This is a genomic window from Streptomyces niphimycinicus (assembly GCF_018883605.1).
In the GTDB taxonomy this organism is placed as follows: domain Bacteria; phylum Actinomycetota; class Actinomycetes; order Streptomycetales; family Streptomycetaceae; genus Streptomyces; species Streptomyces niphimycinicus.
The window spans coordinates 58,612-82,039 of record NZ_JAHLEM010000025.1 but is presented as its reverse complement, the minus strand read 5'-3'; the positions used below and the strand labels follow the sequence as shown (position 1 = coordinate 82,039).

The 23,428-nt window shown below is 67.7% G+C and carries 18 protein-coding genes; 14 read left to right on the top strand and 4 right to left on the bottom strand.

Annotated elements, in window-relative coordinates; genetic code table 11:
* Positions 1–1,521: Ig domain-containing protein (locus KN815_RS03420; protein ID WP_216340022.1), on the top strand; the 1,521-nt coding region annotated here is incomplete at its 5' end.
* 114 nt (positions 1,522–1,635) lie between these two features.
* Here KN815_RS03420 and KN815_RS03415 read toward each other — a convergent pair.
* Positions 1,636–4,017 (bottom strand): Ig domain-containing protein, encoded by a 2,382-nt coding sequence (locus tag KN815_RS03415; RefSeq protein ID WP_216340020.1) that lies wholly within the window; start codon positions 4,015–4,017, stop codon positions 1,636–1,638.
* Between the two features lie 797 nt (positions 4,018–4,814).
* On the opposite strand from KN815_RS03415, the gene KN815_RS03410 reads away from it, so the two are divergent.
* From KN815_RS03410 to KN815_RS03390, 5 genes are all read left to right on the top strand, one after another.
* On the top strand, positions 4,815–6,107 hold the full coding sequence (locus tag KN815_RS03410; protein WP_216340019.1) for an ABC transporter substrate-binding protein: 1,293 nt from the start codon (positions 4,815–4,817) through the stop codon (positions 6,105–6,107).
* Between the two features lie 191 nt (positions 6,108–6,298).
* The gene (locus KN815_RS03405; RefSeq protein ID WP_216340017.1) at positions 6,299–7,105 is read left to right on the top strand and encodes a carbohydrate ABC transporter permease; all 807 of its coding nucleotides are present in this window, start codon (positions 6,299–6,301) and stop codon (positions 7,103–7,105) included.
* Between the two features lie 2 nt (positions 7,106–7,107).
* Entirely contained in the window at positions 7,108–7,935 is an 828-nt protein-coding gene (locus KN815_RS03400; RefSeq protein ID WP_216340014.1) for a carbohydrate ABC transporter permease, read from the top strand.
* Between the two features lie 114 nt (positions 7,936–8,049).
* Positions 8,050–9,057 carry an aldo/keto reductase gene (locus tag KN815_RS03395; RefSeq protein ID WP_216340012.1) on the top strand — a complete coding sequence of 336 codons (1,008 nt, stop codon included), beginning with the start codon at positions 8,050–8,052 and terminating at the stop codon, positions 9,055–9,057.
* Positions 9,058–9,118: 61 nt separating this feature from the next.
* Complete coding sequence (locus tag KN815_RS03390) at positions 9,119–9,961, top strand: amidohydrolase family protein (RefSeq protein ID WP_216340010.1); 843 nt, start codon at positions 9,119–9,121, stop codon at positions 9,959–9,961.
* A 189-nt stretch (positions 9,962–10,150) separates the two neighbouring features.
* On the opposite strand, the gene KN815_RS03385 is transcribed toward KN815_RS03390, so the two are convergent.
* Positions 10,151–11,194 carry an enolase C-terminal domain-like protein gene (locus KN815_RS03385; RefSeq protein WP_216340008.1) on the bottom strand — a complete coding sequence of 348 codons (1,044 nt, stop codon included), beginning with the start codon at positions 11,192–11,194 and terminating at the stop codon, positions 10,151–10,153.
* Positions 11,195–12,086: 892 nt separating this feature from the next.
* Between KN815_RS03385 and KN815_RS03380 the strand changes: the two genes are divergently transcribed.
* The 6 genes from KN815_RS03380 to KN815_RS03355 all read left to right on the top strand — a co-directional run bounded on the left by KN815_RS03380 (position 12,087) and on the right by KN815_RS03355 (position 19,711).
* Complete coding sequence (locus KN815_RS03380; protein WP_216340007.1) at positions 12,087–13,166, top strand: ABC transporter permease; 1,080 nt, start codon at positions 12,087–12,089, stop codon at positions 13,164–13,166.
* Complete coding sequence (locus tag KN815_RS03375; protein WP_216340005.1) at positions 13,163–14,083, top strand: ABC transporter permease; 921 nt, start codon at positions 13,163–13,165, stop codon at positions 14,081–14,083. Before KN815_RS03380 ends, KN815_RS03375 begins: the two co-directional genes overlap by 4 nt.
* Positions 14,080–15,150, top strand: coding sequence for an ABC transporter ATP-binding protein (locus tag KN815_RS03370; protein ID WP_253208722.1), 1,071 nt, complete (start codon positions 14,080–14,082; stop codon positions 15,148–15,150). Before KN815_RS03375 ends, KN815_RS03370 begins: the two co-directional genes overlap by 4 nt.
* Positions 15,147–16,199, top strand: coding sequence for an ABC transporter ATP-binding protein (locus KN815_RS03365; protein WP_216340003.1), 1,053 nt, complete (start codon positions 15,147–15,149; stop codon positions 16,197–16,199). Before KN815_RS03370 ends, KN815_RS03365 begins: the two co-directional genes overlap by 4 nt.
* On the top strand, positions 16,196–17,857 hold the full coding sequence (locus KN815_RS03360; RefSeq protein ID WP_216340001.1) for an ABC transporter substrate-binding protein: 1,662 nt from the start codon (positions 16,196–16,198) through the stop codon (positions 17,855–17,857). Before KN815_RS03365 ends, KN815_RS03360 begins: the two co-directional genes overlap by 4 nt.
* 84 nt (positions 17,858–17,941) lie before the next feature.
* On the top strand, positions 17,942–19,711 hold the full coding sequence (locus KN815_RS03355; RefSeq protein ID WP_216339999.1) for a glycoside hydrolase family 35 protein: 1,770 nt from the start codon (positions 17,942–17,944) through the stop codon (positions 19,709–19,711).
* 103 nt (positions 19,712–19,814) lie between these two features.
* On the opposite strand, the gene KN815_RS03350 is transcribed toward KN815_RS03355, so the two are convergent.
* Positions 19,815–20,984, bottom strand: a complete 1,170-nt coding sequence (locus KN815_RS03350; protein WP_216339997.1) for a Gfo/Idh/MocA family protein — start codon at positions 20,982–20,984, stop codon at positions 19,815–19,817.
* A 548-nt stretch (positions 20,985–21,532) separates the two neighbouring features.
* Here KN815_RS03350 and KN815_RS03345 point away from each other — a divergent pair.
* Entirely contained in the window at positions 21,533–22,312 is a 780-nt protein-coding gene (locus tag KN815_RS03345) for a FadR/GntR family transcriptional regulator (RefSeq protein ID WP_216339994.1), read from the top strand.
* A 182-nt stretch (positions 22,313–22,494) separates the two neighbouring features.
* The gene (locus tag KN815_RS03340; protein ID WP_253208721.1) at positions 22,495–23,160 is read left to right on the top strand and encodes a LysR family transcriptional regulator; all 666 of its coding nucleotides are present in this window, start codon (positions 22,495–22,497) and stop codon (positions 23,158–23,160) included.
* Here KN815_RS03340 and KN815_RS49955 read toward each other — a convergent pair.
* The gene (locus tag KN815_RS49955) at positions 23,043–23,411 is read right to left on the bottom strand and encodes an RbsD/FucU domain-containing protein (RefSeq protein WP_301184544.1); all 369 of its coding nucleotides are present in this window, start codon (positions 23,409–23,411) and stop codon (positions 23,043–23,045) included. The genes KN815_RS03340 and KN815_RS49955 overlap by 118 nt on opposite strands.
* Positions 23,412–23,428: the final 17 nt, after the last annotated feature.

Here is a 23,428-nt window from a genome sequence, read left to right as displayed (position 1 = left end):
CAGAAGGTGGCCGAGGCGACCCGGCAGCCGTTTCTGGTGCTGCACGACCTGAGTTCCGCGAATCTGGCCTCCGCCGTCACGTTCGCCCAGCAGGCAGGCATCAGGAACGTCTACTCCGTCGAGGGCGCCGCCGGGCCCTGGAAGTCGACCGGCCACTACCAGTTCAACAGCAACTTCGGCGGTTCGGACGCCGCCGCGACCCAGATGGTGACGACCGCCGCTGCCGGCGGAGTGCGGGTCGGCGTACACACACTGTCCAACTTCATCGCCTCCAACGACCCCTACGTCGTTCCGGCACCGGCCGACAAGCGGCTCACGACCGGCCGGACGGTGAAGCTGACCCGCCCCCTCGCCGCGACGGACACGATCCTGTACGCCGATGGCGACTCGGGCGGCGGCGGTTACGTCCTCGGTCACCGGCTGCGGCTGGGCGACGAGTTCGTCACGTTCTCCGGTGTGTCCCAGGCCGGCGCCGGCGAGTGGCAGTTCACCGACGTCAAGCGCGCGCAATGGGGATCCGCCGCGGCCTCCTACCCCAAGGGAACCAGCGCCACCCGGATCGCCGAGAACCAGTACGGTGGAGCACGAGGCGACCTGCCGATCATCGACGAGATCGCCACCCGGCTGGCCACGGCGTGCAACACCACCGGCATCAGGAACATCTCGTACGACGGACTGGAGGAGGTGGCCTGGAGCGGCTGGAGCGGGCAGGGTTACGCGCACCTGGTCAACGGCGTCTACCGTCGGCTCAAGTCCCAGGACGGCTTCATCGCCGAAGCCTCCAACCCGTCGTCCAATTCCTGGTGCGCCCAGTCGCGGGTCAGCTGGGGTGGCATCGGTTGGTCCGACTCCAACTACGACCAGGTGGCCAGGAACGTCAACTTCTACCGGGCCAACTACCTTCCCCTCATGGGAGGTTCACTGCCGATCAACGGCGACACGAGCAAGCTCGACGTCGAGACGAATCTGGCGCGGGGCGCGTCGCTGGGCGTGAACTTCGGCTGGTTCGAGACGAACATGAAGAGCTTGTCCAATGGATCCAACACCACGGCGATCCTCGCCGCTATCAAGACCTGGAACTCCGCCATCGCGGCTGGAGCCTTCACGCCCGCTCAACAGAAGCTCATGGCGGACCAGAACAAGCACTGGCACCTGAGCGAGGTGACCGCGGCCGAGCGATGGTCGCTGCAGGAGATGGATGAGGACGGCAACCCGGTCGGCGCGGCGCAGGTGGTGGAGGCGCCCAAGCCCGGCTTCACCACGCCCGAGCCGCCCGATGGTCGCGTGGGTGAATTGTACGCGTTCAAGGTCACCTCGAGCACACCTCGGACGATTCGGTACGAGGTCACATCTGGCAAGTTGCCGGCCGGGCTGAGCTTGAACAAGGACACCGGCGGTATCACCGGCGTCCCCACCGGCGCGGGCGCGAAGAACTTCACCATCACCGCCCGCAACAGCGGCGGCGTCCCCGACGCAGCGGTCCGCTACCGGCTGAACGTCGCCACGAGTCAGACCCCTTGATGACCGAGCCGACCTGACCTGACCGGACGCGAATGGCCGCCCTCTCCATCGGGAGAGGGCGGCCATTGGCATGTCCGGCGACTCACCTACGGCGAAGCACCGTCAGGGTCTCGTTCAGGGCGCGGTCGCCACCCGGTAGGTGATCTTGGCGTCGGCGATGCCCCCACTGTTGCGGGCGGTGATGGTGAACTTGCGGGTGCCCTTGGTGGTGGGCACGCCCGTGATACCGCCGGTGTCCTTGTTGAGGGTGAGTCCGGGCGGAAGGCTGCCTGATGTGACTTCGTAGCCGATGGTCCGCGGCGTGCTCGATGTCACCTTGAACGCATACAATACACCGACCTTGGCATCCGGCGGCTCCGGCGTGGTGAAGCCCGGCGTCGGAGCCTTGACCTGCTGCGGCTCGCCGATCGGCTGACCGGACGAGTCCACCTGCTGCAGCGACCATTCCTGATGCGGTGTCACCTGACTCAAGTGCCAGTGCTTCTCCACATCGCCCAACTGCTTCTTCTGATCGGTGGTGAACGCGCCGACGCTGCGCGCGGACTCCCATGTCCTGACGGCTTGAAGCAAGGCGGCGGTGTTCGCTCCGGACGCGAGAGACTGCACGCTGGTCTCGAAGTTGACGCCGGCGTCCAGGGACGCCGCGCGCGCCATGGTGTCTTCGATCTTCTGCAGATTGTCGTCGCCGGAGATTCCCTGCTGGCCCATCATCCCCGGCAGATAGTTGGCGCGGTAGAACGTGTTGCTCCGAAGGAGCTGGGCGTGGTCCGTCCTGCCGATCTCACCCCAACTGGCCCGGGACTGGGCGTCCCAAGTGTTGGACGAGAGGTTGCTGCACTCGGTGACGAACTCCTTGGAGTCGAGCTGCCGGTAGACGCCGTTGACCAGGTGCGCGAAGCCGTAGCCGCCCCAGCCGGTGTAGCCCGCCGATTCCAACCCGTCATAGGACGTGGCCCGGATGCCGGTGTCGTTGTACGCGGTGGCCAGCCGGGTCGCGATCTCGTCGATGATCGGCAGGCCGCCGATCGCGCCGCCGTAGCCGTTCTCGATGAGGCGGGCGACGCTGGTGGCGGCCGGGTAGGACCGTGCCGTGGATCCCCAGTCCGCGCGCTTCAGGCCGCTGACCTGCCACTCGGAGGCGCTCACCTTCGTCATGGCGCCGTAGGTGAGGAACTCGTCGCCGATACGCAGCCGATGCCCGTCGACGCCGGGCCCCAGCGGGCGGTCGGCGTCCACGTACAAAGTGGTGTCCGCGCTGCCGAGCGGGCGGGTCAGTTTGACGCTCCCTCCCACAGCCAGCCGCGCATCGGCCGGGGCCTTCACATACGGGTCGCGGGCGTCGATGAAGTCGGACAGAGTGTGTACCCCGACCTCGATTCCCTCCTTCGCCGCCGTGGCCACCAACTGGGCCGCCGCCGCGTCGGATCCGCCGAAGTTGCTGTTGAACTGGTAGTGGCCGGTCGACTTCCAGGGCCCGGCGGCGCCCTCGACGGAGTAGACGTTCCTGACCCCGGCCTGCTTGGCGAACTGGCCGGCGGCGGTGACGTTGCTCGTGGCGAGGTCGTGGAACCAGAAGTGGGATTGCGAAGTGCGCTGGGCCGCCTTCTGCCACTGGCCGTCGAGGGTCGGGTACGCCTGGCCGTGCTTCTTGGCGATCTGGCTCAGCACGGTGAGGGACAGCTCCGGAGCACTGCCGAACAGCGCGATCTTCGACCCGACGATCCGGCCTTCCGGCGCGGGCAGCGGCCCGAGCGGGATCTCGTACCCATTGGTGCGCTGCCGGACCCGCACCCGGCTGTAGTCGTAGGTGGCGGCGCGCAGAACGCTGCCCCACTTCGTCTTCGCCGCGACGTTGCCCGCCAGCCATTCATCCTTCTCGCCGGTCTGCAGGCCGTACGGGTTCCAGATGAGATCCGGGCCGAACCCGTAGGCCAGGTGCTCGTTCGGCCACCCGCCAACGGTCTTGTCGTTGAGCGGGCGAACCCCCAAGAGGAAATCGTCGTCACCGACCACGCCGGCGGTCTCACCGATCGTCTGGGTGATGTTCGTCGGCAGCGGGCCCCACAGCAATGTCTGCACATCCACACCGGGAGCGGCTGTCAGACCGACCACCTCGAGTGTGGAGTGGGTCGCGAACTTGACGACCTTCACTTCGATCGTCACCTTCTCGCTGCCGAACACCAGGACTCGCCGGTCGCGCGGCGATACCTTCATCTCAGCAGGAACCTCATGTCTGCCATCGGCCACCACGCTGATCAGCGGCACCGATGTGCCCGGCGCCAGATGGTCGGTGCCGCTGCGCAGATCCACCAGGCTGTTCACCCGGCCGGAGTCGCTGATACCCACCGACAGGAAACCTGCGGTGATCCGCTGCGGCTGGGACCCCCCACCGGCGACTGTCGGCACGGCCTGAGCGGGGGCGCCGGTGAGCCCCATCGTTCCTATCGCCGTGATCGAACTCAGGCCACTGACGGCCAGGAAGCGCCGTCTATCCATATTTCCTCCTGGGTGAAGCGAATCTCGACGAAGCAGGTACGTGCTGATCTTTCGCGCTGGAGCCGCGAGGGAGCGGAATCTCGCGCCGGGAGGTGGATGACGAGCGGCGTCACCTACATAGTTCGCACTCTTCCATGGGAGCTGGGAGGCAGGAGGGATGGCGAGCTGACACTTCCGAAGCCTCACCGGGAAACGGAAATATCTTTCCTCTTCCAGGCAGACGCCCAGCGCAAGTGCGATCTAGGGTGCAGCCGACTGCGGGGTGAGTCAAGGCTTAGTTAAGATCTATCCGGGGAGTCGAGTCGTTTCTTGCGGTCTGGAACGCGTGATCACTTCGCTGACCACACCTTTCACCCATATGGTGCGAGATGACTGGATCTTCCCGGCTCACGTCGGCGGCATCGGGTTCGGAGACGGAGGCTGCCCATTGCCCCGTCTACGAGGTCGCGGCGGAGCGCTGTCGCGGGGCGGAGGTGACGCGGTTGACTCGCCCGTCAGCTCCAGTGGGCCAGTGCGGTCGTGCATTGATGTCTAGCATCTATGTCGCTGTTGCGTGGTAGATAGTTGTGCTTCATCTCTTGACAATGTCGCGGACGGACTTCGATACTCAGAACGCTTTCGACGGAGGAGCGCTCGGGCTGAGCGATCGCCCTCGAGCGCAGTAGGGCTCTCGGAAGAGTCTGAACCATGTGACGGATTCGGCGGACGGTTGGGAGCGTGATCCCCCACCTCGTCAGGGAACGACAAGGCAGCGACATACCACCGCCTCCGACATCGACGGGTAGGGGAAGAAACGCATGACACGCAATCCGACACTTCTGAGGGGCGCCGCTCTCGCGGGTGCACTGATCCTGACCGGATGCACGGCCGGTAGCACCGGTGAGAGTGCGTCATCAGGCGGTAAGGTCACCCTGACCTTCCTCACCTTCGAAACGCCCAACCTCGACGCGAAGTACTGGGATGCGGCGATCGCCCGTGCCTCGGCGAAGGTGCCCGGAGTGACCATCAAGAAGCTCGTGTCACCCAGCGCCGACCGCACCGGATATGCGAAGCAGCTCGACAGTACGGGCCAGTTCCCGGACGTCATGATCGGCTTGAATCCTGCCGGATTCGCCGAGGCGGGCAAGTTGGCGGAATGGTCGGACAACGAGCTCGCGAAGTACGTCGAGCCCCGCGCCAACACGTACGACGGGAAAGTCTACCAGCTTCCCTATTCCGCCCAGGCGACGTTCGTCTATTATAACAAGAGCGCGTTCGCCAAGGCCGGTATCGATGCCCCGCCTCGTACCTACGATGAGCTGCTTGACGACAGTGCCAAATTGAAGGCAAAGGGAATCAATCCGTTTGTGGTCGGCGGTGGCGGCAAGGACTCGTGGGCCGACATGTTCCCGCTGATCTGTACCGTGGCCACCGACGTCTACAAGAAGACGCCGGACTGGTTGTCACAGCGCAGCGCTGGAAAAGTCAAGTTCACCGACCCGGCTTTCGTGGCGGCTGCTCAGAAGGTCGCCGACCTGACGGACAAGGGCTATATAGACCGGGCGGGGCTGTCACGCTCCTACGCGGACACCGAGCAGGCTTTCCGTGACGGCAAGGGCGCCATGTACCCGATGGGCAGTTGGTTCTCCGCCTCGGCCGACGCGAAGAAGCCGAGCTTCGACACGGGTGTGTTCGCGTGGCCCACCGACCAGGGATCGTCGGCGCTTCCGGGTGTCACCGGCGGCGGGATGACGGTGAGCTCCAAGGCGCCGGATGTGAAGCTGGCGAAGAAATGGGCGAAGGCCTTCATGGAGGACGAGAAGAACCTCAACGCCGCCGTCAAGGCCGACGGGCTCTTCATCGACATCAAGGGCTACACACCGCCGGACAATATGGGACCTGTCTACAAAGAGAGCGTGTCAGCGTTTCGGCAGGCACAGAAGTCCGATGGAGTCGTCAACTCGTTCTCTCAGGAGACCGGGGACGGCTCCTTGCCGCCGGGCCTGGCCGACAAGGCTGCGGCAGGCGTTCAGAAACTCCTCAGTGGTGGCATGACAGCCGCGCAGTTCGGCGCCTACATGGACTCGCAGTGGGACAAGGCCACCCGGTAATGCGCATCCGTACCCTCGCCCGACCAGAACGCTCTCCTGTCACGCCCGGAAAGCCGGACGCTCCAGGAGAGCGGCGGTCTCCCACCGTCCCGAGGCGGTCGCCGCAGCGGCCCCGGCGATCACGCTCGCGAGACGGACTGAACCGATTCACCGTCTTTGCGGCGCCTGGTCTGCTGGTCTATCTGGCCCTTGTGCTCGTGCCCATCGGCATCACGATCGGCTACAGCTTCACCAACAAGAATCCCTTCAATCCACCGACCAAGTGGGTGGGGCTGGACAACCTGACCAGCCTCGCCTCCGACGACGAATTCCTCACAGCACTGGGGAACACCGTCCTCATCACCGTCATCGTGACCGTCGTCACCAACGCGGGTGGACTGGCGATCGCCATGCTCCTCGATCGACGGGGCTGGCTGTACAACGCACTCCGCAGCGTGTTCTTCGTCCCGGTCGTCCTCAGCGCCGTGGTGGTCAGCGTCATCTGGCAGGCGATCCTCGTCGACGACGGCCTGCTCAATTCCATGCTGGGTAAGCTGGGGATGAGTGACCCGCCGGGTTGGCTCTCCGACCCGAGTCTCGCCCTCTACACGGTCTCGTGGGTCATCGCCTGGCAAGGGCTCGGATTCTGCGTAGTCATCTACCTGGCCGGGCTTCAAGGAATCCCACAGGAGCTGCACGAGGCGGCAGCGATCGACGGTTGCGGACCAATGATGCGGTTCCGCCATGTCACCTGGCCGATGCTGGCGCCCGCCGTCACCATCAACACGGTGATGTCGCTGATCGGCGGATTCAAGGCATACGACCAGGTCCAGGTCCTCACCAACGGCGGCCCCGGCCCCGGCACCACATCCACCCTCGCTTTTCAGGTGATTCAGACCGCATTCAACGGTAACCACGTCGGCTACGCCTCTGCGATGGCTGTGGCGATGCTGGCCCTGGTCGCGGCTGTTTCGGTGATCGCGCTCGGGCTGTTGCAGAAACGCGAGGTGTCTTCCTGATCATGAAAAAACCCAAGGCTTGGCTTCGTCCGGTTGCCGCGCTGCTCGCAGGCTTCCTGTTCTTCCTGCCGATCTACCTCGTGCTGGTCAACGTGTTCAAGGACGGTTCGGCGATCGTGTCGAACCCGGTGGGTCTCCCGATCCCGCCGACCTTGGACAACATCCAGGGCGTGCTGTCCCGACCGGACCATCTCTTCTGGTACGGGCTGGTCAACAGCACGGAGGTCACCGTGATCTCCATCCTCATCGTCACGGCGATCTCCGCCATGCTCGGGCACTACCTTGCGCGGTCGACCGGCGTCATGGCCAAGGTCGCGATGGTCACGCTGTTGTGCGGCCTCATGGTGCCGCCTGCGGTCATCCTCAGCCCGATCACCGAAGTACTCCGGGCTCTTGGCCTCATGAGCACCGTGCCGGGTCTGATCCTGGCGTACGTCGGCTACTACATGCCGTTCGGAGTCTTCGTTTTCGCCGGCTTCGTCAAGACGATCCCACGTGAAGTCGAAGAGGCAGCGGCCATCGACGGCGCCGGCGCATTCCGTGCCTTCTGGCAGGTGGTCTTCCCCTTGATGCGACCGGCATCGGCCAGCGTGCTGATCTTCCTCGGCGTCTGGATCTGGAACGACTTCCTCAACCCACTGATCATCCTGGGCCCGGCCACCGGCACCACGGTGACTGTCGGAATCTATCGCGCCATCGGCGAACACCAGGCGGACTTCGGCTCGGTCTTCGCCCTCATGTTCTTGGCGACGCTGCCCATCCTCGTGTTCTACCTGGCCTTCCAGAAGCAATTCGTCAAAGGTCTCACCGGTGGAGCGACGAAGGGCTGATGGGCCGAGCGGCTCCGGCCGGGGGACGCCCCGCCCCGGTGTGCCGCCTCCCCATCGAGATGAAGATTCGCAGGAGTGCGGCCGAGGCCCTGAACGAGAGGCAAACCTGAACTCATGCGCAGCACAGCACTCGGGCGCACCGGCACAGCGTTCGGCGAACTGTCGCTGGGCGCCGCTCCCCTCGGGAATCTGTTCCACGCGATCAGTGACGAGGATGCGGCCGCCACCGTCGAAGCCGCCTGGGCCTGCGGGGTCCGCAGTTTCGACACCGCCCCGCACTACGGTCTGGGGCTGTCCGAGCGCCGCCTCGGAGACGCCCTGCGCGCCCGGCCGCGTGACCAGTACACGCTCTCCACCAAGGTCGGTCGCCTGTTGCGCCCATGTACCGGAGCGCATGGTGACGACCGGGCGAACGGCTTCGCCGTCCCGGCCACCCACGAGAGGGTGTGGGACTTCACCGCCCGCGGTGTGCGCGTCGGCGTCGAGGAGAGCCTCATCCGGCTCGGCCTCGACCGGGTGGACATCGTCTACCTGCACGACCCGGACCACCATGAGCGGGAGGCTCTCGACTGCGCCTACCCCGAGCTGGAGCGGATGCGTGCGGAGGGCACGGTCGGGGCGATCGGCATCGGTATGAACCAGACCAAGATGCCGACACGGTTCATCCGCGACACCGACATCGACGTGGTCCTGCTGGCCGGCCGCTACTCCCTGCTCGACCAGACCGGGTTGGTCTCACTCCTGCCACAGGCCGCGCGACGCGGGGTGTCCGTTGTGGTGGGCGGGGTGTTCAACTCGGGTCTGCTGGCCGATCCCAGGCCGGGCGCGACCTTCGACTACGCCCCCGCCCCCCTGCGCATGCTGGAACGCGCGCTGGCGCTGAGAACCCTGTGCAAGGACTTCGAGGTCCCGCTGCGGGCAGCGGCACTGCAGTTCCCGCTCGGCCATCCGGCGGTCGCCGGTGTCCTGCTCGGGGCACGCACCGCCACCGAGATGGTGGACGCCGCCGCGATGATCAGCCATCCCATTCCCCCGGACATGTGGCTCGCACTGCGTTGCCGGGGCCTGCTGCCGTGGAATGTGCCGGTACCCGACCGGCGGCAGGACAACAGCCGCCGCTGATGCCGACCGTGCCGTTCCATACCGGCGACTCGGACCCGCTCATCTGGAAGGCGAAGCGCCCATGACCACCATCGACGCCCACCAGCACGTCTGGGACCTGTCGGTCCGCGAGCAGGACTGGATCACCGGACCTGAACTCGCTCCCCTGCGACGCGACTTCAGTCTCGACGACCTGCGCCCGCAAGCCGCGGCCGCCGATGTCGACGCCACCGTGCTGGTGCAGACCGTCTGCCTGCCCGAGGAGACACCCGAGTACTTGGCCCTGGCTGCCGACGACCGGCTGGTGGCGGGAGTCGTCGGCTGGACCGATCTGACCTCTCCCGCGGTCGCCGACGCTCTGGCCGAACTGCGTGCGCTGTCCGGCGGTGACCGACTGGTCGGCATCCGCCATCAGGTGCAGAGCGAGGACGATCCGAACTGGTTGCTGCGCCCCGAAGCGGACCGCGGCCTGGCCGCCGTCGCATCCGCCGGGCTGGCCTACGACCTGGTGCTGCGCCCGGAGCAACTGCCGTCAGCGGTGGCAGCGGCTCGCGCCCGGCCGGAACTCACCTTCGTCCTCGACCACTTGGGCAAGCCCCCCGTCCGGCCGCGCCGACAGGACACCTGGGCCGCGGATCTGCGAGCCCTGGCCCGCCTTCCCAACACGGTGGCCAAGCTCTCCGGCCTGGTGACCGAGGCCGACTGGGATGCGTGGAGCCTCGCAGATTTGCGACCGTTCGTGTCGGTCGCTCTGGAGACCTTCGGCCCGCGGCGGCTGATGTTCGGGTCGGACTGGCCGGTGTGCACGCTGGCGGCAGACTACGGGCAGGTGGTCGCCGCCAGCCATGAGCTCCTGGCGGACCTGTCGGAGCACGAGCGGAAGGAGGTCTTCGGCGGCACGGCCTCCCGGGCCTACCACCTCTGACAGACAGCAGGCAGGCGGCAACAGGGAGGGGCGGACGCACCTGCGTCCGCCCCTCCCTGTTGCCGCCTGCGACGTCACTCGAAGTGGAAGCCTGCCTCGTCGGCGTCCCGGCCGCCGACGACGCTGTCGAGCGGCCGGCGGCCGGGACGGTGCGGCCTCACCCTTCGCGGATGGCCGGTGGAGGAGTCGTCACCAGCCCGGCTGGTCGAACCCGATGCCGGGGGCCGTCGGTGCCTGGACCAGCCCGTCGGCCCCCACCGCGGGCTCGCGCACCACGGGATTGGTGTACACCAGGGACTCGTAGTAGGTGGTGTTGGGTATCGCCATGCACAGATGGGCGTTGACCACTCCGGTGCCGTGTACCTCGGCCCGCAGCTGGTAGCTGTCGGCCAGATGCGCGATGCGCAGTGCCCCGGTGATCCCGCCCTTGTACTGCGCGCTGGTCCGGACCCGGCCCGCCGCGCCGGCCGCGATGAAGTCGCCGACGTTCATGTGCGCGCCGTCGGAGGTCTCCGCGACCAACAGCGGGACCTGGGCCCGCTCGGCCAGCCAGCGGTAGGCGGTTACGCTGAACTCGCGCATCGGCTCCTCGTACCACAGGTAGCCGGCCTCGGACAGCGCACGGCCCAGGTAGACCGAATCGGCGAGGTCGAACCCGGCCGAACCGTCGTACATCAGCGGGACGTCGTCACCGACATGCGCCCGCAGCTTCCGGCACAGCTCCGCATCCGCCTTCGGGTCGCCCCAGCCGTGCAGCTTGATGGCGACGTAGCCCAACTCCAGGCACTGATCGGCCACATCGAGGTACTCCTCGACGCTGCCGAAGGTGACCGTGCTCGCGTAGGCGGGAATGGCTTCGCGGTAGCTGCCCAGCAACTGGTGGACCGGTTGCCCGGCCGCCTTGCCCGCCAGGTCCCACAATGCCACGTCGACCAGGCCGAGAGCATAGATCGGAAGCTCCTCGATGCGGTCCAGCTCCCACAGCCGTTGCCACAGAAGCTCGCGCATCAGCGGATCGCGACCGGTCAGGTCCGCACGGATCCGCCGGTCAACCAGGTCGGAGACAATCAGTCCGCGCCGCGTGTGTGCCTCGCCGACGAGGCCCTCGTCGGTGTGGACGCGCAGGATTCCGCCCACCACCGCCGGCTCCGATCCCGGCAGCCCGGCCCGCCACCGGAAGGGTGGCTGAGCGGGCAGGTCGACCAGTTCCACAGTCACATCGGTGATTCGCATGGATGTCCTTCACGGCTGGAGGCCCGGGGGCAGGAGTGGGTGTCGTCGCCGGGCTGGAGTCCCGCCCGGACGAGAGGGTTGAGGATGCGTCGGGCTGCGACCTCGTACCCGCGTCCTGGCTGCGGCGCCCCGTCCTATGTTTCCGATACATAATTCGATTCAGGCTCAGTGAATCACATCCAAACTCTTGACGCCAGGATCCGGTAACCCCAGACTTTTCCCCATCCCAGTTGGGCTGTTGTGTCGGGGTGTCGTCGCGGGGCCGTGTTCCAGAGGCCGCCGTCGAACCCCCGAGCCTGAGGCGGACCTCCAGGAAAGTCAGCACAGTTCAGTCTCGTGAGATCTGACATGTGTCAGATCTATCCCCTCTACGTCATGTGCTCGTGACCGAGTAATCGGTCCTGCCCCGCCAGAGGAGTTCTCCGTGCAGAAGCCGCCGAATACCGCTGCAAGAACGGCTACAGCGGCGTTCCCCAAGGCCGTGGCGGCGCGTTTCGCGCCGACGGTCCAGGCGGCCTCGCCGTGCCCACCGGTTGGAAGGCCACGGCCACGGCATCGACGCGGCCCCTTTCCACAGCATCGGCCTGGGCGAGACCGTCACCGTCACCTGGCGGGTCACCCCGCCGACGAGCGTCGCCGCCGGCGACAACCCGCTGATCGCCCCGTCATGTACGACGGCGCGCGGACCAGCTCCGAGGCGGCCACACGGATCAGCATGCCGGGCACAGGTGCCCCGTCGCGCGCCGCCCCGTCGCGACGAGCCTGACCCCGCCCTCTGCTCCGCCGCCATCGGCTGATCCGGTGTGCCCAGGCCCGGCGCCTCGCCGCGCCGGACCTCGGGCCGCAGACACCGACCGGTTCCACCACGGCACCACCGACGAAAGGAGCGGGGATGACTGCGACACGAGCGGCGCCCGTGCAGGCGCCGACGCAACTCGGCAAGTACCGCGGCCCACGCACCGGATCACGCGCGGGCTGGTCCTTCCTGCTGCGCCGCCTGGGGTTCTACCTGGTGACCGCATGGGCCGCCATCACGCTGAACTTCCTGATCCCGCGATTCATGCCGGGCGACCCTGCGGTCGCGCTCATGAAGAACCTTCAGCAGGCCTCCGGCACCGTGCCGAACGCGGCGGCGATGCAGGCGGTGCGGATGTTCTACGGCGATCCCCAGCAGAATCTCCTCCAGCAATACCTGGAGTACTGGAAGAGTCTGGCGCACTTCGACTTCGGTCTTTCGGTGAGCCACTACCCGACCCCGGTCTCCGACATCGTGCTCGAGGCACTGCCGTGGACCGTCCTGCTGGCCGGCGCCACCACCGTGATCGGATGGCTCCTTGGCACCTTGCTGGGTGCCTTCCTGGGGTGGAAGCCCGGCGGCCGGGCCGACTCGCTGCTGACCCCGATCACTGCCTTCTTCTACTCGCTGCCGCCGTTCTGGCTGGCGCTCCTGGTGATCTACGTATTCGGCTTCACCCTCGGCTGGTTCCCCATCTCCGGCGGCTACGACCCGGACGTCCCGTTCCAGATGAACAACCTGTGGTTCCTGCTCAGCGTGTTGCGCTACGGCACGCTGCCGGCCTTCACACTGATCTTCATCGGGATCAACGGCTGGCTGTTCGCCATGCGCAACGTCATGGTCACCACCGTCGGTGAGGACTACGTGCTGCTGGCCCGCGCCAAGGGGCTGCGCCCGCATCGGGTGATGCTGCGGTACGCCGCACGCAACGCGCTCCTGCCCAACGTCAGCGGTCTCGCCCTGGCGCTCGGCAGCATCTTCGGCGGCGTCATCGTCGCCGAGATCGTCTTTACCTACCCCGGCCTGGGCTACGTACTGTTCCAGGCCGTCAGCAGCCACGACTTCCCGCTGATGCAGACGATCTTCCTGCTGATCACCCTGGGTGTGCTGGCCGCCAACCTGATCGCCGACTCGACCTACGTGCTGCTCGACCCGCGCACCCGGGAGCAGCGATGAGCCAGTTCCTGACCAATGGCAAGGTCCGCATCGGGCTCGCGGTCTTCGGTGCCTTCCTGCTGATCGCTCTCATCGGGTCGTGGCTGGTGAGTTCGGTCCTGGGCACTGACCCGCACCGGATCGACTACGACGCCCTGGGGGCGGCGCCCGGTGGGGAGCATCTGCTCGGCACCACCACCTCAGGCCAGGACGTGCTGGCCCAACTGATCACCGGTTGCCGGGGATCCGTCGCGGTGGGCCTGCTCTCCGGCGTCCTGGCCGTCGGGGTGGCCGCACTCGTCGGCGTGACCGGCGGCTTCATCGGCGGACGCACCGACCAGATGCTCACCGCGGTCACCAACATCTTCGCCACCCTGCCCAGCTTCCCGCTGATGCTGATCGTGGCCGGATACATGGCCAACGTGGGCCCGGTCGCCATCGCCCTGTTGATCGGGCTCTTCGAGTGGCCCGTCTGCGCCCGCTATCTGCGTGCCCAGACCCTCTCGCTGCGCGGGCGTGACTTCGTCCAGGCCCTGCGCATGGTCGGCGAGAGCCGCTGGCGGATGGTGCTGGTGGAGATCATGCCGCACCTGACCGGCATCCTCTCCTCGCTGTTCCTGCGGGCCGTGGTGACCGGGGTGTTCACCGAGGCCGGGCTGCGCTTCCTGGGTATCGGCGGCGGTGACAGCGTCACCTGGGGCACCATGATCGCCTTCGCCCAGCAGCAGGAGGGCGTGGTGCGGGGCATGTGGTGGTGGTTCGCGCCGCCAGGCCTGTTCATCGCGCTGCTCGGGACGGCCACCGCACTGGTCAACTTCGGCCTCGACGAGATCGGCAACCCCGTACTGCGGCACAGCAGTCGGGCCGCGGTGCGACGCGCCACCGCACACATGGCCGCACGCCGGGACCGTACGAACACCGTGGAGGTTGCCTCATGACCGCCCGCCCCCTCGATACCGCCCGGTCGGCGAGCGCGCCATCGTCCGCACTGCGCGGTGAGCCGCTTCTCGACGTGTCGCGGCTGACGGTGGAGTACGTCACCGAGCGGGGGGCGGTACTCGCCTGCAACGAGGTGTCCTTCACCCTGCGACGCGGCGAGATCCTCGGCCTGGCGGGGGAGTCCGGTTCCGGGAAGAGCAGTCTGATCACCGCGTTGACCAGACTGCAGCGACTGCCCGCGCTGACCACCGGCGGGGAGATCCGGTACCACACCCGCGATGGGCACCTGCTCGACCTGGTCACCCTGGACGAACGTCGGCTGCGCCCACTGCGCTGGACCGAACTCGCGATCGTGCTGCAAAGCGCGATGGCCGCCTTCAACCCGGTGATGCGCCTCAAGGCGCAGTTCGCCGACGTGATCGTCGAGCATCAGCCCGGCATCACCGGGGACGAGGTGGCCGAGCGGACCGGCCGACTGCTGCGCATGGTGGGCATCGCGCCCGAACGCGCGCACTCCTACCCGCACGAACTCTCCGGCGGAATGCGCCAACGGGCCCTCATCGCGCTCGCCCTGGCATGCGAACCCGAGCTCGTCGTCATGGACGAACCCACCACCGCAGTCGACGTGGTGATGCAGCGTCAGATCATGGCTCAGATTCTGCGCCTGCAGCGCCGACTGGGCTTCGCCGTCGTCTTCGTGACCCACGACCTGTCCTTGCTGATGGAGATCGCCGACCGGATCGCCATCATGTACGCCGGCCGGATCGTGGAGATCGGCGCGCCCCAGCAGCTCTACACCGACCCGCTCCACCCGTACACCCGCGGCCTGCGCGACGCCTTCCCGCCGCTGCACGCCCCGCTGACGAAGCTGGCCGGAATCCCGGGCAGCCCACCCGACCTGCGAGACCCACCACCCGGCTGCGCCTTCCACCCCCGCTGTGCCCAGCGCCTGCCGGAGTGCGAGCAGGTCCTGCCACGTCTGCACCAGGTCCTGCCGCAGCACGGCGAGCGGCAGGTGGCCTGTCTGCTGCACGATTCCATCGACCCCGGCGGGGAGGCATCATGACAACGGCGGCCCCCACCTCCGACGCCACCGACGAGCCCGCGCTGCTGGCGGCGGTGGACGTCAGCAAACACTTCACCGTGCGCGACCAGTTGGGCCGCAAGGCCACCGTGCGTGCCGTCGAGCACGCCTCAGTGGCGCTGCACCGCGGGCGCGTGGTGGCCCTGGTCGGCGAAAGCGGCAGCGGGAAGACCACGCTGGCCCGGATGCTGGCCCAGTTCCACCCCGTCAGCTCCGGGGAGATCCGGCTGGCAGGGCACCGCGCACCGCCCGCCGGGCGCGGCTATTTCCGCCAGGTGCAGCTGATTTTCCAGGACCCGTTCTCCTCGTTGAACACCCTCCACAAGGTGCGGCATATCCTCGGGCGAGTCCTGCGCGTCCATGGCCACGCTCACACCCGCGCCGAGGTGGAGGAGCAGGTGCTGTCGCTGCTGAACCGGGTCAACCTCACCCCGGCCGAGGAGTTCATCGACAAGCGTCCGCGCGAGATGTCGGGGGGCCAGCTACAGCGCGTGGCCATCGCCCGGGCACTGGCGGTGCGCCCGACGGTGCTCCTCGGCGACGAGCCGATCAGCATGCTGGACGTCTCCATCCGCCTCGACGTGCTCAACCTGCTGGCCCGGCTGTGCGACGAAGAGGGCCTGGCCCTGCTCTACATCACCCACGACATCGCCAGCGCGCGCTACCTGTGCGACGAGGTGCAGGTGATGTACGCCGGGCAGACGGTCGAGGGCGGGCCCAAGGAAGCGGTGATCCAGTCTCCCAAGCACCCTTACACCCGCCTGCTGATCGACTCCTCGCCCGACCCCGACCGGACCGGACGCGGCCTGCGCGACCAGGATGACGCCGAGGACCTGGGGGAGCCGCCCAACCTGACCGCGCCGCCCGACGGATGCCGGTTCCACCCCCGCTGCCCGTTCGCCATGGACGATTGCCGGCGCGCCTTCCCCGACCGCACCACCTTCGCCGACGGCCAGTGGGCGCACTGCTGGCTGCACCAGCACGGCCGCTCGGCCGAGCTCGACAGGACAACCTCAAAGGAGCTTCCATGAAGCGCTTGATGGCCGTGGCCGCCGCGGTGCTGGCCACCTTGGCGCTGGCCACCGCCGGTCTGCTGACCGGGTGCAGCACCGCCAAGTCGGACGGGTCCGGAGCCAAGGCCACGAGCACCGTGCGTCTCACCACCCACCCGACGCAGGCCTTCCAGGCCGGGTGGAACCCGTTTGCCGCCCAGCTCAACGCCGGAGTGTCCTTCTTCTACGAGCCGCTGATGCGGGTCAACGCCCAGAATCCCTCGCCACAGCCGTGGCTGGCGGACTCATGGAAGTTCAGCGACGGCGGGAAGACCCTCACCTTCCGACTGCACCCCGGAGTGAAGTGGTCGGACGGGAAACCGCTCACCGCCAAGGACGTGAAGTTCAGCTTGGAAGTGCCTCTCGAACACCCCGAGTTGAACCTCGCCGGAGCGCCCTACATCTCGGTCGACGCACCCGACGCGAACACCGTGGTGGTGCACTACCCGAAGGTCGGCTACAGCGACCTCGGCTCCTTCAAGAACCGCAACATCTACCCGCAGCACATCTGGGCCGCCCGGAACCTGAAGACGGACCAGAATCTCAAGCCGGTCGGCAGCGGCCCGGTCACCCTGGACTCCTTCAGTCCGCAGCAGATCACCCTCAAGATCCGCAAGGACTATTGGAACGGCTTGTTCCCGGCCGTCAAGAAGGTCGCCATCGTCGCGGCGCAGGAGTCCAGCACTCGCAGCCTGCTGCTGAAGGACAAACTCGACTGGAGCACCATGTCCTGGCAGGGCGCGGAGAAGAACTACGTCGCTCTGGACCCCGGGCACCACAAGTACCAGGTCTACCCGCTGCTGGGGTCCGAGGGCGTGCTGTTCAACATGAAGAAGGGCCCGACCACCGATGTGCACGTCCGCCAGGCCCTGACCAAGGCGGTCGACGTGACCAAGGTGCTCAAGGTGATGGGGACGGGGCAACCCGCGGTCAACCCGTCCGGCCTGAACAACAGGGTCGGTGCCGCCTGGCTGCCCGCCGACCTCGCCGGCAAGACCCTCGAGCAGGACGCGGCGGATGCCCGCGCCGAGCTGGTCGCCGGCGGCTGGAGCGTGCGGGGCGGCAAGCTCAGCAAGGACGGCAAGAGCTACCCGCTGACGCTGAACGTCTACCAGCCCTACGCGAACTGGGTGGACATGGGCACCGCCCTGAAGGACCAGTGGAAGTCGGTCCTGAACCTGGACGTCACCGTCAACAACATGCCGGAGGCCACCTTCACGCAGAAGGAGCCGGTCGGTGACTTCTCGATGGAAACCGCGTTCACCCCGCCCTCCGCCGACGGCAGCATCTTCGGCGCTCTGAACGCCTTCAGCAGCGACTACTACACCCCGCTCGGCAAGTCGGCCGCAAGTAACTTCGGCCGCTTCAACGACCCCGACTACAGCGCGCAGGTCGTGAAGATGGCCACCGTCGACCCCGCCGACACCGCCCGGCTCAAGAAGCTGGCCGGCCCGGCGCTGAGGATTCTCGCCCAGCAGGCGCCGTTCATCCCGATCGGCGGCTCGGCCTCGTTCGTCGACATCAACTCAAGCCACTTCACCGGCTGGCCGACCCCTGAGACCGCCACGTACACGCCGTACACCTCGGCCGGCCCGGACACCACGCTGACCTTGCAGCGTCTGCGCTCGGCCTCCTGAAAGCCCGGCGGGGCCGGCGGCGGAAAGGCCGTCGTCCGCCCCGCCGCCACGACCCCTGTCACCACCTGACCACCGGGAACAGTTGTGACCAATCCGCGCCCCGCCGCCGAACTGACCGTGACCGACCACGGCTTCCTGCGCGCCGGCCGCCCCCACCAGATCATCTCCGCCGCCATCCACTACTTCCGGGTCCACCCCGATCTGTGGGAGGACCGGCTGCTCCGCCTGCGCGCCATGGGCGTCAACACCATCGAGACCTACCTCGCCTGGAACCTGCACCAGCCGACCCCCGACCGAACCGACTTCTCCGGTCAGGCCGACGTCACCCGCTTCATCCGCACCGCCGCACACCTCGGCCTGGACGTGATCGTGCGGCCCGGCCCCTACATCTGCGCCGAGTGGGAGTTCGGGGGCCTGCCGGCCTGGCTCCTTGCCGATCCCGCGCTGCGTCTGCGCCGCACCGACGAGCGCTATCTGGCCGCCGTGGACGCCTGGTTCGACGAACTGGTCCCGGTCCTGCGCCCGCTCCTTGCCAGTCAGGGCGGACCGGTGGTCGCCGTCCAGGTCGAGAACGAGTACGGCAGTTACGGCACCGACACCGCCTACCTCGACCACCTGCGGCGGGGCTTGATACGACGCGGCGTGGACTGCCTCCTGTTCACCGCCGACGGCGCCACCGACGGCGTGCTGCGCGGTGGTGTCCTGCCCGGCACCTTGGCCACCGCAACCTTCGGCTCGCGGCCGAAGGAGGCGCTCGCCACGCTGCGCCGTCACCAGCCGACCGGCCCTCGGGTGTGCTCCGAGTACTGGCATGGGTGGTTCGACCACTGGGGCGAGCACCACCACGTCCGCGACCCGCACGAGGCCGCCGCGGAACTGGACTGGATGCTGGCCCAGGGCGCTTCGGTCAACATCTACATGGGCCATGGCGGCACGAACTTCGGCTGGTGGAACGGTGCCAACCGCGACGAGTCCGGCTACCGGCCCACCTGCACGAGCTACGACTACGACGCGCCGGTCGGCGAGGCAGGGGAGCTGACCGAGAAGTTCCACGCCTTCCGAAACGTGATCGAGCGGTACCGCGGCCCGGTCGGGCACGAGCCGCCCGCGCGGCCCGACCGGCTCGCCCCGCAGACGGTGCGCCCGAGCAGTGCGGTGGCGCTGCTGAACTGCCTGGACGCGCTGTCCACCCCGCGGCACCGGCTCTCGCCCGAGCCGATGGAGGCGCTGGGCCAGTCACTCGGACTGATCCACTACCGCACACGGCTGCGCGGCCCGTTCCCCGACTCGACCCTGCGCGTGCAGGGCCTCGCCGACCGCGCTCAGATGTTCCTGGACGGTGAGCTGCTCGGCATCCTGGAGCGTGACGGACCGTTGGACGCGCTGCCGATCAGCGTCCCCGAGACCGGCGCCGAGCTCGACCTGCTGGTGGAGAACATGGGCCGGGTCAACTACGGCCCCTGGCTGGAGGATCGCAAGGGCGTCAGCGGCGGGGTCCGGATCGACACCCAGTACCAGTTCGGCTGGGAGATCCGCCCCCTCCCGCTGACCGATCTGAGCGCCCTGCGATTCGGGGCGACCCAAGTCGCCGAAGGCCCGGCCTTCCACCGGGCGGAGGTGGAGATCCCGGCTCCGGCCGACGGTTTCCTCGCCCTGCCGGGCTGGACCAAGGGCCAGGTCTGGCTCAATGGCTTCGCCCTCGGCCGCTACTGGGACCGCGGCCCGCAACGCACCCTTTACGCCCCTGCGCCGGTGTGGCGGGCCGGTCGCAACGAACTCGTGATCCTCGAACTGCACCGGCCGGGCGAGCGGATCGAGATCCACGACATGGCGGATCTGGGCCCCACAGGCTGAGCCGCCGCCCGACCAGTTGGCTCCGGCCCGGCCCCCTTCCGGACCGGAGCCACCTTGCCCTGGCGCGCTCGGCACCAGGGTCACCAACACCCTGCCGACGTGCTCACTTCTGACCGTGCGCGAAGTACGCGGCCACGTCCGGATCCACGGGAGCGATGTCGACGGCCCTTCCCCCGTCCCGCAGCGACAGGGTGGCCGCGTAGCCGGCGGCCACCGCTTCGCGCGCCGCCACCGGCGAGGTGACGGTGGCACCGCCTTCCCGTACGAACCGCAGGAACTCCGCGGCCAAGAGCGGATCGGCTCCACCGTGGGTGCCGGTCGGAGTGTGGACGGGGACCACCAGATCGCCCTCGGCGCGGTATTCGGAGCGGCGGTTCCACACCCGGACCTCCGCTCCCTCGGAGTCGCCGAAGTTCTCCATCCGCCCCTCGGTGCCGATCACCGTGTAGTTGCGCCAGTAGTCCGGTGTGTAGTGGCACTGCTGGTAGCTGGCGAAGACGCCGTTGTCCAGGTGCATCTGCATCATGCTCAGGTCCTCCACGTCCACCACCGGGTGGAGGCCGGTCAGGCTGAGGGGCGGCCAGTTGTCCGCCGACAGCCAGTCGGTCATCCGCTGCCCACTGCGGTCGCGGCGCGAGCTGATGTCGCCGTACACCGTCAGCCCGCCCATGGCGTTCACGCGCCGGGTGTAACCGCCGGCCAGCCAGTGGATGACATCGATGTCGTGGGCTCCCTTCTGCAACAGCAGACCGGTGGTGTTGCGCCGGTCCGCGTGCCAGTCCTTGAAGTAGAAATCTCCGCCATTGCCGACGAAGTGGCGGCACCAGATCGCCTTCACCTCGCCGATGGCCCCGCTGTCGATCAAGTCGCGCATGGCGACCACGACCGGCATGTGTCGCATGTTGTGGCCGACGTACAGCGGGGTTCGATACGCACGGGCCGCCGTGAGCAGCCGGTCGCAGGCCTCGATGGTGATCGCCATCGGCTTGTCCAGGAACACCGGTACACCGGCCGCGAGGAAGTCCAGGCCGATCTGCTCGTGCGTGTGGTCGGGGGTGAGTACGAACACGCCGTCAAGCCCTGCATCGAGCAGTTCGTGGTGGTCCAGGGTGGTCCTCACCCCGGTACCGAAGCGTTTCTCGGCGAGCGCGAGCATCCGCGGATCGCGGTCGCAGGCGGCAGCCACCACGGAGCCCGAGCCCGGCTGATGGGCCAGCTCGACCAGATCGCTGCGGTTGCCCAGGCCGATGACGCCGAGCCTGATGTCGTTCAACGCGCTTTCCTTTCAAGGGATTTCGACGAGTTAGGGTTGCGACTGGTGAAGGCGGTTCCCTGAATGCTGCGTCGCTGGGGCAGTAGAGCGGTAGGAGCGCCACGCTCATCGGTGCGGAGGCCGTCGGCGACCCGGCTCTCGGCACCGAGAGGCCGGTGCCGGCCGGGACCTCGGAGCTTGAGGGGCTGGTCGCTGGATCCTGTCCCGGATCCCATAGGTGAGCCAGGCCGGCGGGCGTGTCTACGGCTACGCCGAATGTACATGGAGACATCCCATCTACGTTATGATAAAGAAGAGATAAATCTGATACATGTCGACGTTGCGAGGGTTCGGGAGAGGTCATCCAGGGGGCCTGTTGCGACCGGACGCGGGTGGAACGGCTTAGGTGGGGCGGCGTGACGAGAGTCTGGGGTTGCCGGATCCTGGCGTCAAGGGTTTGGGTATGATTCACTGAGTCAGGACTACATGATGTATCAGAAACATGCGACCGGCGTCGAGGCCAGAGTCTGCCGGACCGGCGGCCTCAAGAGGGAAGCGAGGGAGAGCCGTTGACCCACTCAGAGAAGAGCGCCGCGTCCGCCTCTGTGCCGGCGGACACGGCGCGCGGTTACCGTCCCGGGTACGAGGTCGCAGCCGAACGCGTCCTCGAGTACATCGTCCGGGCGGGACTTCAGCCCGGTGACCGGCTGCCCACGGAGAAGGACCTGGCCGAAGAGGTGCAGATGAGTCGGACCGTGGTGCGGGAGGCGGTGAAGATCCTCTCCGCCTTGGGACGGCTGTCCGTACAAAAGGGCCGCGGCATTTACGTGGCCGAGCCCGAGCAGTCCTCCTGGCAGCAGTCGCTCGCCAACTTTCTGCCCGCGGACCTGCGACAGGTGGACGAGCTCTTCGAGTTCCGCCGACATCTGGAGACCACCACTGCGAACCTGGCCTCGCAGCGAGCCACCCCAACGCAGGTCAAGGCGGTCCGCGAAGCCGCGCAGCAGTCCGCCCGTGCGGCAGAGCAAGGTGACATCGATGCCTTCACTTTCGCCGACGAGGCCTTCCACACCGGTATCGCGGCCGCTGCCGCCAACATGTTCTTCGCCTCCACCGTCGACGCGATGCGGCGCCTGCAGCGCCAGGTCACGACCATAGGGCTGGCCGGCATCGCAGGCGGATCCTTGCAGGTGGCCGCCGAACAGCACGAGGCCATTGCCGAAGCCATCGCCGCCGGGGAACCCGGTCGCGCCGAAGCACTGATGGCCGAACATATCGACATGACCGCCCAGCAGTTCCAGCAGGAGATCTGGCGTCGCGTCGTACCCGGCGACGAGACCCGCCCCTGAACACCCCGGACCTCCAACCGTAGGATCGAGCATCACGGCCCAGAGACCGAACAGAATCGCCGCGGCAGCGAATCCGGTGATGACGGTGGCGCCGCCCCAGCCCTGGTCGGGACTCTGGATGACGCCGACGAGCAGGGCGAAGGAGGAGCGCACCACCGCCGACGTTGTCCACCACACCGCCGATGCCGGACATGGTGGCCAAGACGGCGATCGCGTGCGGTCGGCGCCGTGCGGGCGTGGCGTGGATCAGCACGGCGAGGCTGTTCGGGAGGGCGCACATTGCGCCGAGGCCGGTGACGGCGCGGCCGAGCAGCATCATCGGGACCTCCGGGGCGGCGGCCGAACAACTGCGTCTGTCTCCCCCGGCGACCAGCCGGGCGCCGGCTCGTCTGCGGCGGGCCATGGAGCATCCGATCCTGGTCCGGGCCGGACGTGGGCTGGTGCCGACCCCGTTCGCACTCCGCTCTGCTCCCCGGGTCCGGGCACTGCTCGAGGGTGCCGCGGAATTGGTCACTGACGCGACCGGCAGCGAGCCGCACACGTGGCGACGCTCGTTCGCGGTACGCATCCACGACGGGCTCGCACCGGTGCTGGTCCCGAGGCTCATCGGCCGCATCACGGCCGAGCCCCCGGCGTCAGTCCGCGACTCGTCGCGCAGGGCACGAAGGACCCCGAGTGTCCCGGTGCGCGGGCACGAGATCCCGTTCGACCTGCCGAGGGTCACCGTCGATCAGCGCTGGCATCGCGGACCGGACAGCGACCGCCCGTCCCAGTGGTTGCGCGGCCACGTCGTCGCCGCACTGGAACACCTCGTGGTCGACGACGCGGCGCCGGCGACCGGTACCTGACCGACGCACGGCGTCCAGATGTCCAACGGTGCTCGTCGAGACAGTTGGACCGGCCGATCGTTGGCGCCTGCGTGGGTGGGGAGATTACGGAAGTCAACTCCTGGGCCGGCGAACTGGACGCCGTCCACGACCCGTTCCTCGCCCAGGGCCGCGTGACGCGGGGGAGGGGATCGGACGTAGTTCCTGTCGACGATCGCGATCGTGTCCCCATGCCCCATCCGCGCGAGTGCGTACAGGAGGTTTGGGGTCAGGAGCGGGTCGAGTCCTT

Coding starts and splice junctions, on each gene's coding strand:
- KN815_RS03390 (WP_216340010.1), top strand. CDS start 9,119: ATGACCACCATCGACGCCCACCAGCACGTCTGGGACCTGTCGGTCCGC.
- KN815_RS03375 (WP_216340005.1), top strand. CDS start 13,163: ATGAGCCAGTTCCTGACCAATGGCAAGGTCCGCATCGGGCTCGCGGTC.
- KN815_RS03415 (WP_216340020.1), bottom strand. CDS start 4,017: ATGGATAGACGGCGCTTCCTGGCCGTCAGTGGCCTGAGTTCGATCACG.
- KN815_RS03400 (WP_216340014.1), top strand. CDS start 7,108: ATGAAAAAACCCAAGGCTTGGCTTCGTCCGGTTGCCGCGCTGCTCGCA.
- KN815_RS03365 (WP_216340003.1), top strand. CDS start 15,147: ATGACAACGGCGGCCCCCACCTCCGACGCCACCGACGAGCCCGCGCTG.
- KN815_RS03380 (WP_216340007.1), top strand. CDS start 12,087: ATGACTGCGACACGAGCGGCGCCCGTGCAGGCGCCGACGCAACTCGGC.
- KN815_RS03410 (WP_216340019.1), top strand. CDS start 4,815: ATGACACGCAATCCGACACTTCTGAGGGGCGCCGCTCTCGCGGGTGCA.
- KN815_RS03395 (WP_216340012.1), top strand. CDS start 8,050: ATGCGCAGCACAGCACTCGGGCGCACCGGCACAGCGTTCGGCGAACTG.
- KN815_RS03370 (WP_253208722.1), top strand. CDS start 14,080: ATGACCGCCCGCCCCCTCGATACCGCCCGGTCGGCGAGCGCGCCATCG.
- KN815_RS03340 (WP_253208721.1), top strand. CDS start 22,495: ATGCCGGACATGGTGGCCAAGACGGCGATCGCGTGCGGTCGGCGCCGT.
- KN815_RS03360 (WP_216340001.1), top strand. CDS start 16,196: ATGAAGCGCTTGATGGCCGTGGCCGCCGCGGTGCTGGCCACCTTGGCG.
- KN815_RS03385 (WP_216340008.1), bottom strand. CDS start 11,194: ATGCGAATCACCGATGTGACTGTGGAACTGGTCGACCTGCCCGCTCAG.